11 protein-coding genes and 1 pseudogene are annotated in these 12,071 nt (G+C 71.0%); 7 read left to right on the forward strand and 5 right to left on the reverse strand.

The features are described 5' to 3' along the window. Both H5J33_RS10925 and H5J33_RS10930 read left to right on the forward strand, forming a co-directional pair. A pseudogene (locus H5J33_RS10925) lies at window positions 1–580 on the forward strand (MFS transporter); the annotation flags it as partial. A 45-nt stretch (window positions 581–625) separates the two neighbouring features. Continuing rightward, on the forward strand, window positions 626–2,080 hold the full coding sequence (locus H5J33_RS10930) for an MFS transporter (RefSeq protein ID WP_181794699.1): 1,455 nt from the start codon (window positions 626–628) through the stop codon (window positions 2,078–2,080). A gap of 9 nt (window positions 2,081–2,089) precedes the next feature. Here H5J33_RS10930 and H5J33_RS10935 read toward each other — a convergent pair whose 3' ends face one another. Further along, the gene (locus H5J33_RS10935; RefSeq protein ID WP_181794700.1) at window positions 2,090–2,704 is read right to left on the reverse strand and encodes a DUF2690 domain-containing protein; all 615 of its coding nucleotides are present in this window, start codon (window positions 2,702–2,704) and stop codon (window positions 2,090–2,092) included. 126 nt (window positions 2,705–2,830) lie between these two features. Next, a complete protein-coding gene (locus tag H5J33_RS10940) occupies window positions 2,831–3,346 on the reverse strand; it encodes a GNAT family N-acetyltransferase (protein WP_181794701.1) in 516 nt (171 codons plus the stop codon). A gap of 405 nt (window positions 3,347–3,751) precedes the next feature. Between H5J33_RS10940 and H5J33_RS10945 the strand changes: the two genes are divergently transcribed. Further along, window positions 3,752–4,927, forward strand: a complete 1,176-nt coding sequence (locus tag H5J33_RS10945; RefSeq protein WP_181794702.1) for a glutathione-independent formaldehyde dehydrogenase — start codon at window positions 3,752–3,754, stop codon at window positions 4,925–4,927. A gap of 116 nt (window positions 4,928–5,043) precedes the next feature. Here H5J33_RS10945 and H5J33_RS10950 read toward each other — a convergent pair whose 3' ends face one another. Further along, the gene (locus H5J33_RS10950; RefSeq protein ID WP_181794703.1) at window positions 5,044–5,640 is read right to left on the reverse strand and encodes a TetR family transcriptional regulator; all 597 of its coding nucleotides are present in this window, start codon (window positions 5,638–5,640) and stop codon (window positions 5,044–5,046) included. Between the two features lie 25 nt (window positions 5,641–5,665). After that, window positions 5,666–6,676: an aldo/keto reductase gene (locus H5J33_RS10955; RefSeq protein ID WP_181794704.1), complete on the reverse strand. Its 1,011-nt coding sequence runs from the start codon at window positions 6,674–6,676 to the stop codon at window positions 5,666–5,668. 201 nt (window positions 6,677–6,877) lie between these two features. Here H5J33_RS10955 and H5J33_RS10960 point away from each other — a divergent pair, with 201 nt between their 5' ends. Further along, a complete protein-coding gene (locus tag H5J33_RS10960) occupies window positions 6,878–7,939 on the forward strand; it encodes a chitinase (RefSeq protein WP_181794705.1) in 1,062 nt (353 codons plus the stop codon). 66 nt (window positions 7,940–8,005) lie between these two features. On the opposite strand, the gene H5J33_RS10965 is transcribed toward H5J33_RS10960, so the two are convergent. Further along, complete coding sequence (locus tag H5J33_RS10965) at window positions 8,006–9,388, reverse strand: glycine--tRNA ligase (protein ID WP_181794706.1); 1,383 nt, start codon at window positions 9,386–9,388, stop codon at window positions 8,006–8,008. 161 nt (window positions 9,389–9,549) lie between these two features. Here H5J33_RS10965 and H5J33_RS10970 point away from each other — a divergent pair, with 161 nt between their 5' ends. From H5J33_RS10970 to H5J33_RS10980, 3 genes are all read left to right on the forward strand, one after another. Next, window positions 9,550–10,509, forward strand: coding sequence for a metal ABC transporter substrate-binding protein (locus H5J33_RS10970; RefSeq protein WP_181794707.1), 960 nt, complete (start codon window positions 9,550–9,552; stop codon window positions 10,507–10,509). A gap of 17 nt (window positions 10,510–10,526) precedes the next feature. After that, window positions 10,527–11,300 carry a metal ABC transporter ATP-binding protein gene (locus tag H5J33_RS10975; RefSeq protein ID WP_181794708.1) on the forward strand — a complete coding sequence of 258 codons (774 nt, stop codon included), beginning with the start codon at window positions 10,527–10,529 and terminating at the stop codon, window positions 11,298–11,300. Next, on the forward strand, window positions 11,300–12,071 hold a 772-nt coding region (locus H5J33_RS10980), incomplete at its 3' end, for a metal ABC transporter permease (protein WP_181794709.1). The genes H5J33_RS10975 and H5J33_RS10980, both read left to right, overlap by 1 nt.

Here is a 12,071-nt window from a genome sequence, read left to right on the forward strand (position 1 = left end):
GGGCCTGCTGCTGGGGGTGCCGGTCTTCACGGGCTTCGCGGGCTGGATGTTCGTGACGGCGGTGACCTTGCAACAGGGGCTCGGGTACGGGGCGTTGCGGGCGGGGCTGGCGCTGGTGCCGATGGGGGTGGCGCAGTTCGCCGCGTCGATGCTGGCGCCGCGCGCGGTGGCGCGGTTCGGCGGGCGGGCGGTGGCCCTGGCGGCGGTGGCGCACATCGCGGGGCTGGCGACGATGGCCGCGACGGCGCTGCTGGGCCCGTGGCCGCACCTGGGGCCGCTCGCGCTGGCGCCGGGCCTGGCGCTGTGCGGGGTCGGCCAGGGTCTCGAGCTGCCGCTGTACTTCCGGTTCCTGCTGGCGGCGATCCCGGACCGGCTGGCCGGGACGGGCAGCGGCCTTGCGGCCACGCTCCAGCAGTCGTGCCTGGCGGTCGGGGTGGCGACGCTCGGCTCGCTGTTCCTGGCGCTGGTCCCCGGGGCCGGGATGCGCGGGGCGCTGGCGGTGGTGCTGGCGGTGCAGGCGGCCGGGCTGGCGGGGCTGTTGGTGCTCGGTCTCCGGCTGCCCGGCAGAGATCATGTATGACTCATTAGTTAGACACACTATCGACATCCGCGTACGATGGCGGACATGCCCGAGTTGAGCCATCGCCGCCGCCTGCTCGTCCTCGCGATCTGCTGCATGAGCCTGCTGATCGTGAGCCTGGACACCACCGCCCTGAACGTGGCACTGCCCGCGATGCAGCGCGACCTGGGCGCCACCACCTCCGGACTCCAGTGGACCATCGACGCCTACACGCTCGTCCTGGCCTCGTTGCTGATGCTCGCCGGCTCCACCGCCGACCGGATCGGCCGCAAGCGCGTCTTCATGGCGGGTCTGGCCCTGTTCACCGCGGGCTCGGTGCTCTGCTCCCTGGCGCCGAACCTGGAACTCCTCGTCGTGTTCCGCATGGTCCAGGCGGTGGGCGGCTCGATGCTGAACCCGGTCGCCATGTCGATCATCACCAACACCTTCACCGAGCCCCGCGAACGCGCCCGCGCGATCGGCGTGTGGGGCGCGGTCGTCGGCATCTCCATGGCGGCGGGCCCGCTGGTCGGCGGGCTGCTGGTGCAGTCGGTGAGCTGGCGCGCCATCTTCTGGCTCAACCTCCCGGTCGGCCTGGCGGCCCTGCTGCTCACCCTGCGCTACGTCCCCGAGTCCCGCGCACCCCGGGCCCGCCGCCCCGACCCGGTCGGCCAGCTGCTGGTGATCGCCCTGTTCGGCGCGCTGACGTACGCGATCATCCAGGCCCCGGAATCCGGCGCCGGACCGGTCGCCCCCTTCGCCGCGATCGCCGTTGCCGCGCTGCTGGCCCTCCTGTGGTACGAGCCCCGGCGCGCCGAACCCCTCATCGACCTGCGCTTCTTCCGCTCGGCCCCGTTCAGCGGTGCCACCGTGATCGCGATCAGCGCGTTCGCGGCGCTGGGCGGCTTCCTGTTCCTGTCCACCCTGTACCTGCAGAACGTACGCGGCCTCGACGCCCTGCACGCGGGCCTGTGGATGCTGCCGATGGCCGTGCCGACGTTCGTGTGCGCCCCGCTGTCCGGCCGGCTGGTCGGCAGCCGCGGCCCGCGGATCTCCCTGCTGGTGGCGGGTGCGGCGATGACCGCGAGCGGGGTCCTGTTCGCCGCGTTCGAGGCGGAGACGTCGAACGCCACCCTGCTGCTCGGCTACGCCCTCTTCGGCATCGGCTTCGGCTTCGTGAACGCGCCGATCACCAACACGGCGGTGTCGGGCATGCCCCGCGCCCAGGCGGGGGTCGCCGCCGCCGTCGCCTCCACCAGCCGGCAGCTGGGCTCGACGCTCGGCGTCGCGGTGATCGGCGCGGTCCTGGCCTCCGGCATCGGCTCGTCGTCGTACCGTCACACGTTCGTCCCGGCGGCCCGCCCCGGCTGGTGGATCCTCGCCGGCTGCGGCCTCGCCGTCCTCGGCCTCGGCCTGCTGACATCCGGCCGCTGGGCGCACCGGACGGCCGAGCGGACGGCGGCGAGCCTGGAGACGGCGGAGATACGTCCGGTGGCGGAGACGGCGTCGAAGGGGGCGTGACCCGCGCGGTCACCGCCAGGCGGTGGCCTCGGTCGCCTGGATGCAGTACCGCTCGAAGGTGCTCTTGCCGCCGGGCCTCGGCACCGCGCACGCGGTGACCCGGAACTCGCCGTCCGGGACCGTCACCATATGGGTGAACTGGTCGTGGTCGTAGGCGATCTCGGCGGTCCGCGTCCTGCCGCCCGTGACACTGATCGTCACCTGGTCGCCGGGGTTCCCCTGCGTGATCTTCGCCCAGACCGCCTCGCAGTCCTCGCTGTAGCGGATCTGGAGATGCGCGGGATTGCCCGCGGTGGGCTTGAACGTCCCCGCGTCCTCGGCGCACCCCTGGTTCTGCGGGTTCTTGCCGTCGCAGGCCGCTCCGTCGCCGGGGCAGGACGGCCCGTCGAACAGCGAGTTCAGCACGTGGTCCCCGACCGGGGTCACCACGGCGGTGACCACCGCCCCCACGACGGCGACCGCGTACGCGAGCGCCGCCGGCCCACTGAGCCATTTCTTCCACCACGGGGGGTGCGGCGGGTCGCCGGGTGTCGAGGAGTTGTCACCGGGACCGGCTGGTGTCGTGGAGTTGTCACCGGGACCGGCCGGCGCCGTGGAGTTGTCGTCAGGGTTGGCCGTAGTCATGAGAACACTCACCTTGGTGTGCCGCTCCTGACGGCCAGGATCGCCCTGCCCCCGCCGAGGCCATAAGGCGCACACGGGAGCAAAGGAGCGCGACGGCCCCCACCACATGCGCCCCTGTGTGCGCGGTCAGCTGATCGTCAGCTGCCATCTGACCTCACCGTCGTGCCACCGGTCGGTGGGGGCGAGGCCGGCCGCGGTGGCGACGGCGGCGGATGCCCCGTGCCCGGGGTGGATGTGGGCGACGACCGTGTGCACCGGGTGCTTCCGGAGCCAGGCGACGAGACTCCGGGCGGCTTCGGAGGCGATGCCGCGCCCCTGCCAGGGGGTCCCCACCACCCAGGCGATCTCCGCGACGGCTCCGCGCTCGTCGGCGGTGACCGTCGCCTGGACATACCCGGTCAGGCAGGCCGCGTCGCGGAGCCGGACGACCCAGTTGCACCACGATTCCCCGGGCCGGGGCGAGCCGGCCACCAGACGTTCGTAACGGGCGCGCAGCTCCTGGACGGTGCTCGGCGTGCCCCCGATGAAGGCGTGCAGCCCGGGATCGGACAGCGCCACGGCCATCTCCCCGGCGTGCCCGACCCGCAGCGGAAGCAAGTCCAGCCGGGCGGTACGGATGGTCTCGGGCTCGAGCGTGATCACGCTGCCTCCTGGTCGGGACGTCCGACGAGTATGCCCTCCTCGAAGGGAGCGCCGGCCCCGGCCGGGACGGTCTGGTCCAGGGAAGCCCACCGGTTGCACACGGCGGCCGTTCGGACCAGCCCACGCCCGCTGCACCGGGCGGTTTCGGTGGAACGACCTGATCGACCGGTGCGCGGCTGTTTCGCGTCGGGGGCCGACGGGGACCCGGCCCGCACACCGCCGGAGCGCCGGAGTTCCGCCTGGCGGGCCGGTGGCGGAACCACCGTCCACCTGATCCGGGTGAACGGCCCGCAGAGGCGTGCCGGAGCCACGGACCCCGTCGTAGCAGCTTCCGAGAGCCGGGCTCTTCGGGCCGTCTCATCATTGCCGTGCCGTTGTCATGCCGCGGCACCAAGGGAACTGATCATGAAAGCAGCGGTATATGAAGGACCGCGGACGGTCACAGTGAAGGATGTACCGGACGCGAAGATCGAGCACCCCTGCGACATCATCGTCAAGATCACCTCGACCAACATCTGCGGCTCGGACCTGCACATGTACGAGGGCCGCACCTCCTTCGAGTCCGGCCGCACCCTGGGGCACGAGAACATGGGCCAGGTCGTGGAGGTCGGCTCGGCCGTCCGCAAGGTCCAGGTCGGCGAGTACGTGGTCCTGCCCTTCAACATCGCCTGCGGCTTCTGCAAGCAGTGTGAGCGGGGTCTGACCAACTACTGCCTGACCATGCAGCCGACACCGGCCCTCGCCGGAGCCGCCTACGGATTCGCCGAGATGGGCCCCTACCAGGGCGGCCAGGCGGAGCTGCTGCGCGTGCCCTACGGCGATTTCAACGCGCTGCGTCTGGGCGAGGACGCCGCCGAGCGGCAGACCGATTACGTCATGCTCGCCGACATCTTCCCCACCGGCTATCACGCCACCGAGATGGCCCACGTCAAACCGGGCGACCAGACCATCGTCTTCGGTGCCGGCCCCGTCGGGCTGATGGCGGCCTACTCCGCCCTCCTCAAGGGCGCCGGCCGCGTCTGGACCGCCGACCACCACCCCGATCGGCTGCGCAAGGCGGAGGAGATCGGAGCCATTCCCATCAACACCGCCGAGCAGAACCCGGCGGAGGTCGTCAAAGAGGCCACCCTCGGTCTGGGCGCCGACAACGGCTGCGAATGCGTCGGCTACCAGGCGCACGACCCCCAGGGGCACGAGGACGCCAGCCTCACGCTCAACGGACTGATCGACTCGGTCAGGTTCACCGGCGACATCGGCGTGGTGGGCGTTTTCCTGCCCCAGGATCCCGGCGGTGCGGAAGCTCAGGGTGAGCTGGAGGCCGAAGGCAAGGTCCCGATCGACTTCGGGATGATGTGGTTCAAGGGCCAGCACATGGGCACCGGGCAGGCGCCGGTGAAGAAGTACAACCGGGCACTGCGGGACCTGATCGTCGGCGGGAAGGCGAAGCCGGGCTTCGTCGTCTCCCACGAACTCGGCCTGGACGAGGCCCCCACCGCCTACGAGCACTTCGACGCCCGTGACGAGGGCTGGACCAAGGTGGTCCTGCACCCCGACGGACACGGCAACGGCCACAAACAGTAAGGACCCTCTGGTCCGCCGTTCAACGGTGCTGCGCTGCTTACAGGTCTCCCCGTCGAAGCCGGGCGGGCGTCCGCCATGGCGGCCCCGGCCCGAGGACCCAGCCGCCCCAAGGCCGCCTACCCCGCCGCCCGCAACCCCCTCACCAGCAACCCCACCACCGCCTCGAACTCCTCCTCGATCCCCGGCGTCGTCCACTCGCGGGCGTAGGCCGGGTCGTGGAAGCGGCCCGTGGCGTGGAAGACGGCGCGGGCCGCCGTGGCCGGGTCGGGGGCGGTGAAGTCGCCCGAGTCCGCGCCCGCCGCGATGATCCGGGTCAGCTGGCCGGTGAGGTCGGCGATGTGGTCGTGGACCACGCTCCCGAGTTCGTCGACGAGCACGGTGTACGTGGCGAACAGCTCGGGATCGTCGCCCGCCTTGTGCCGCTTGGCCTCGAAGAGGGCCGCGAGCCACTGCCGCAGCCGCGTCTCCGGGGCGAGGTCCCCGGCGGCGGCGATGCCGGCGAGCCGCTCGGAGGTGCGGTCCAGCCAGCGCTTGGTCACCGCCTCGCGCAGCGCCGCCTTGGTGCGGAAGTGGCGGTAGACGCTGCCGTGGCTGACGCCGAGCGCGCGGGCCACGTCGACCACGGTGGCCTTGGCCGGGCCGTGGCGGCGCAGCACCTCCTCGGTGGCTTCGAGGATGCGCTCGGCGGTCAGGGTCTCGGTGGTCGAAGGCATGCCTAGACGGTACCCGGCACGACCGTCAGCGTTCGCTGTCGAGCATCGCCATCTGCTCCGCCGCGTACCGGTCACCGGCCGCCGCGTCCGCCGGCACGGCGGCCTCGATGGCGGCGAGGTCGGCCTCCTCCAGGGTCACGTCCAGCGCGCCCAGCGCCTCGCCGAGCCGCTGCCGGGTGCGGGCGCCGACCAGCGGCACGATGTCCTCGCCCCGGGAGAGCACCCAGGCGATGGCGATCTGCGCGACGGAGACGCCCTTCTGCTCCGCGATCTTCCGCAGGGACTCGACCAGGCTGAGGTTGTGCCGCAGGTTGTCGCCCTGGAAGCGGGGCGAGTGGGCGCGGAAGTCGTTCGCGGCGAATCCCTGGCCGGCCGAGACGTGGCCGGAGATCAGCCCGCGGGAGAGCACGCCGTAGGCGGTGACGGCGATGCCCAGCTCGCGCAGGGTGGGCAGGATCTCCCGCTCGGGGCCCCGGGTGATGAGCGCGTACTCGATCTGGAGGTCCGCGATGGGGGCGGTGGCGGCGGCCCGGCGGATGGTGTCCGCGCCGACCTCGCTGAGCCCGATGTGCCGGACCCACCCCTTGTCGACCAGTTCGGCGATGGCGCCGACGGTCTCCTCGATGGGGACGTCCGGGTCGAGCCGGGACGGACGGTAGACGTCGATGTGGTCGACGCCGAGGCGCTGGAGGGAGTAGGCGGCGAAGTTCTTCACGGCGGCCGGGCGCCCGTCGAAGCCGTACCAGTCGCCGTCCGGGCCGCGCAGCGCGCCGAACTTCACGCTGACCCGCGCGTTCTCCCGCAGTGCGGCGGGGGCGGTGCGCAGCGCCTCGTTGATCAGCAGTTCGTTGTGGCCCATGCCGTAGAAGTCGCCGGTGTCCAGCAGGGTCACGCCGGCCTCCAGGGCCGCGTGGATGGTGGCGATCGACTCGGCGCGGTCCGCCTCGCCGTACATGCCGGACATGCCCATGCAGCCGAGGCCGAGGGCGGAGACCCGGGGGCCGGTGGTGCCGAGGTTTCGGGTTCGCATCGTCATGCCTCCACTGTGGCATGACAGGTGACAGATTTCAATATCTGTCACCTGTCAGTCCAATAGTGCCTACCGTCACCCCTCGCCCCGACTGCGCTGGTCCAGACCTCTTGACGAAAGGTCTGGACCAGCGCAGTGTCATGTCTGCGACATCCCAGCCCGAGACCGACCCGACCCCGACATCGACCCGACCCGCCGGGAGGCCCGATGCTCCGCCGCACCCTGCGCCTGCTCACCGCCGCCCTGACCGGCGCCGTCCTCGCCCCGCTCGCGATCGCCACCGCGCCCACCGCCTCCGCCGCCTCCGCCGCCGACACCTGCGCGGTGAAGTCGCGGCCGGCGGGCAAGGTGCTCCAGGGCTACTGGGAGAACTGGGACGGCTCCGCCAACGGCGTCCACCCGCCCTTCGGCTGGACCCCGATCACCGACTCGCGCATCCCCGCCCACGGCTACAACGTGATCAACGCGGCCTTCCCGGTGATCCGCTCCGACGGCACCGCGCTGTGGGAGGACGGCATGGACGCCGGCGTGAAGGTGGCCACGCCCGCCGAGATGTGCCAGGCCAAGGCGTCCGGCCAGACGATCCTGCTGTCCATCGGCGGCGCGGCGGCCGGCATCGACCTGTCGTCCCAGGCCGTCGCCGACCGTTTCGTGGCGACGATCGTGCCGATCCTGAAGAAGTACAACTTCGACGGCATCGACATCGACATAGAGACGGGCCTGGTCGGCAGCGGCACCATCAGCCAGCTGTCCCCGTCCCAGGCCAACCTGATCCGGATCATCGACGGGATCCTCGCCCAGATGCCGTCGGACTTCGGCCTGACGATGGCCCCGGAGACGGCGTACGTCACCGGCGGCAGCGTCACCTACGGGTCGATCTGGGGCGCGTACCTGCCGGTCATCAAGAAGTACGCGGACAACGGCCGGCTGTGGTGGCTGAACATGCAGTACTACAACGGCAGCATGTACGGCTGCTCCGGCGACTCCTACTCGGCGGGCACCGTGCAGGGCTTCACCGCGCAGACCGACTGTCTGAACAAGGGCCTGGTGGTGCAGGGCACGACGATCAAGGTGCCCTACGACAAGCAGGTCCCGGGGCTGCCCGCCCAGCCCGGCGCGGGCGGCGGCTACATGTCCCCGTCCCTGGTCGCCCAGGCCTGGCGGAACTACGGCGGCTCGCTCAAGGGCCTGATGACCTGGTCCGTCAACTGGGACGGCTCGAAGAACTGGACGTTCGGCGACAACGTCAAGGCGCTCCAGGGCCGTTGAGCGGGGCGCGGACACACGAATGCCGGGCGGGCCGCTGTCGGCCCGCCCGGCATCACGCGGTCGTGACTAGGCGCCCAGCAGACGCTGCGCCAGGTAGCCCTCGATCTGGTCGAGCGACACCCGCTCCTGCTTCATCGAGTCACGCTCGCGCACGGTGACGGCGTTGTCCTCGAGGGTGTCGAAGTCGACGGTCACGCAGTACGGCGTACCGATCTCGTCCTGACGGCGGTAGCGGCGGCCGATGGCGCCGGCGTCGTCGAACTCGATGTTCCAGTGCTGCCGCAGCGCCTGGGCGAGGCCCTTGGCCTTCGGGGACAGCTCCGGGTTGCGGGACAGCGGGAGCACCGCGACCTTCACCGGGGCGAGGCGGTGGTCGAGCCGCAGGACGGTCCGCTTCTCCATCTTGCCCTTGGCGTTGGGCGCCTCGTCCTCGACGTAGGCGTCCAGGAGGAAGGCCAGCATGGTGCGGCCGACACCCGCCGCCGGCTCGATGACGTACGGCGTCCAGCGCTCGCCGGCCTCCTGGTCGAAGTAGGAGAGGTCCTGGCCGGAGGCCTTGGCGTGCGCGGAGAGGTCGTAGTCGGTGCGGTTGGCGACACCCTCCAGCTCGCCCCACTCGCTGCCGCCGAACTGGAAGCGGTACTCGATGTCGGCGGTGCGCTTGGAGTAGTGGGAGAGCTTCTCCTTCGGGTGCTCGTACCAGCGCATGTTCTCCTCACGGAGACCCAGGCCGGTGTACCAGTTCCAGCGCTGCTCCATCCAGTATTCCTGCCACTGCTCGTCCTCGCCGGGCTTGACGAAGAACTCCATCTCCATCTGCTCGAACTCGCGGGTGCGGAAGATGAAGTTGCCCGGCGTGATCTCGTTGCGGAACGACTTGCCCATCTGGGCGATGCCGAACGGCGGCTTGCGGCGGGAGGTGGTCTGCACCTGGGCGAAGTTGGTGAAGATGCCCTGGGCGGTCTCGGGGCGCAGGTAGGCGACGGAGCCGGAGTCCTGGGTCGGGCCGAGGTGGGTGGACAGCAGGCCGGAGAACTGCTTGGGCTCGGTGAACTGGCCCTTGTTGCCGCAGTTCGGGCAGTTGACGTCCGCGAGGCCGTTCGCCGGGGCGTGGCCCTTCTTCTCCTCGTACGCCTCCTCCAGGTGGTCGGCGCGGAACCGCTTGTGACACGAGGTGCACTCGGTCAGCGGATCCGTGAAGGTGGCGACGTGGCCGGAGGCGACCCAGACCTCGGAAGCCAGGATGACGGACGAGTCGATACCGACGACGTCCTCGCGCGACGTCACCATGTAGCGCCACCACTGGCGCTTGATGTTCTCCTTGAGCTCGACACCCAGCGGTCCGTAGTCCCAGGCGGCACGCTGGCCGCCGTAGATCTCACTGCACGGGAAAACGAAGCCACGGCGCTTGCTCAGGCTGACGATGGTGTCGATCTTGTCGGCGGCCACGGTGCTCTCTTCATTAACGACGACGGGCGTTGAAGCGAGATGCTTCCAGCGAATGATTCAGGTTACCGGCGCAGGCTCCCCCACGACCAAATCGGCCCCTGTCCAGACCGTATGACGAGCGTTGTTGACAACGGTTTCCATATTTGTTGAAAATGACTGTCATGAACGTACGACGACGCCTCATACCCGCCGCGGCCATGGCCGCGGCCGCCGCGCTCGGTACCGCCACCCTCGCCGGCTGCTCCGGCGACGCTGCCGGAGCGGGCAGGACCGACAAGTTCGACGTCGTCGCGTCGTTCTACCCGATGACCTTCCTCGCCGAGCGCATCGGCGGGGACCACGTCCACGTCACCACCCTCACCTCCCCCGGCCAGGAACCGCACGACCTGGAGCTGAGCCCGCGGCAGATCGCCTCCCTGGAGGACTCCGAGGCGGTGCTGTACCTGAAGGACCTCCAGCCCTCCGTCGACGAGGCGGTGGCCCAGTCCCCGGTGAAGACGAAGATCGACGCCGCCGGTCTGACCACGCTGGAGGAGCACGGCAACGAGGTCGGCGGCCACGCGGCCGGGCACGACGGCCACGACGGCGGCGAGGGGGCGGGCAAGGACCCGCACATCTGGCTCGACCCGGTGCGCTACGCCCAGGTCGCCGAGGGCGTCGGCAAGGCCTTCGAGAAGGCCGACCCCGGCCACGCGGCCGACTACAAGAAGAACACCGCCGCCCTGGTGAAGCAGCTGAACGCGCTGAACACCGAGTTCGCGAGCGGCCTCGCGCACACGAAGAGCAAGGTCTTCATCACCACCCACGCCGCCTTCGGCTACCTCGCCGAGCGCTACGGCCTCACCGAGGAGGCCGTCAACGGCCTCGACCCCGAGTCGGAGCCGAGCGCCGCCCGGGTCAAGGACCTGGAGAGGATGGCCGAGGCGGACGGCGTCTCCACGGTCTTCTACGAGACCCTCGTCAGCGACAAGACCGCCAGGACCCTCGCGCACGACACGGGTCTGAAGACCGACGTCCTCGACCCGCTCGAGGGCATCACCGACCACTCCCGCGGCCAGGACTACTTCTCGGTCCAGCGGGCCAACCTGAAGGCGCTCCAGCAGGCCCTGGGCGCCGCGTGAACGGCACGGGAGGCACCATGACCACCGGCGAACCCGTCATAGCGCTGCGCGAGGTGAGGGCCGAACTCGGCGCCCGGCCCGTGCTGCGCGGCATCGACCTGACCGTCGGCCGCGGCGAGGTCGTCGCGCTGCTCGGCGCCAACGGCTCCGGCAAGTCCACCGCCATCCGCGCGATCATCGGCCAGGTGCCGGTCAGCGGCGGCACGGTCGAGCTGTTCGGCACCCCGCGCCGGTCCTTCCGCGACTGGGCGCGCGTGGGCTACGTACCGCAGCGCACGACGGCCGCGGGCGGCGTCCCCGCGACGGTCGCCGAGATCGTCTCCTCCGGCCGGCTCGCCCGCACCCGCTTCGGGCCCTTCCGCAAGAGCGACCGGGAGGCCGTGCGGCGCGCCCTGGAACTGGTCGGCATGGCCGACCGCGCCAAGGACTCGGTGACGGCGCTGTCCGGCGGCCAGCACCAGCGGGTGCTGATCGCCCGCGCGCTGGTCTCCGAGCCGGAGCTGCTGATCATGGACGAGCCGATGGCCGGCGTCGACCTGGCCAGCCAGGAGGTCCTGGCCGAGACCCTGCGGCAGCAGGTCGAGGCCGGTACGACGGTCCTCCTCGTGCTGCACGAACTGGGCCCGCTGGAGCCGCTGATCGACCGGGCGGTGGTCCTGCGCGACGGCTGCGTCCTGCACGACGGCCCGCCGCCACGCGCGGTCGGCCAGCACGCCCTGCCCGGCCACGACCACGTACACCCGCACGCGCCGGCGGGCACCGAACCGATCCGCACGGGACTGCTGAGCTGATGGAATTCCTGAACTACGCCTTCATGCAGCGGGCGCTGCTGGCCGCCGTGCTGGTCGGTATCACCGCGCCCGCGGTCGGCATCTACCTGGTCCAGCGCCGCCAGGCCCTGATGGGCGACGGCATCGGACACGTCGCCATGACCGGCGTCGGCCTCGGCTTCCTGCTCTCCACCTCCCCGGTGTGGATGGCGACGGCCGTGTCCGTGCTCGGCGCGGTCCTGATGGAGCTGATCCGCTGGTACGGCCGCACCCGCGGCGACATCGCCCTGGCCATGCTGTTCTACGGCGGCATGGCCGGCGGCGTGATGCTGATCAACCTGGCGCCGGGCGGCTCCAACGCCAACCTGACCTCGTACCTGTTCGGCTCCCTGTCCACGGTCGCCCCGTCCGACGTGACCGCGATCTGCGTGCTCGCCGGCTTCGTGCTGCTGGTCACCCTGGGACTGCGCCGCCAGCTGTTCGCGGTCAGCCAGGACGAGGAGTTCGCGCGGGTCACGGGCCTGCCGGTGCGCGCCCTGAACCTGCTGACGGCCGTCACCGCGGCCGTCACCGTGACCGTCGCCATGCGGGTGGTCGGACTCCTGCTGGTGTCCGCGCTGATGGTGGTGCCCGTGGCAGCGGCCCAGCAGCTCACCCGCAGCTTCACCGTCACCTTCGTGATCGCCGTGGCCATCGGCGTGGCCGTGACCGTCAGCGGCACGGTCACCTCGTACTACCAGGACGTCCCGCCCGGCGCCACGATCGTGCTGCTGACCATCGCCGCCTTCCTCG

This window comes from Streptomyces sp. WELS2, from assembly GCF_013870595.1.
GTDB lineage: Bacteria > Actinomycetota > Actinomycetes > Streptomycetales > Streptomycetaceae > Streptomyces.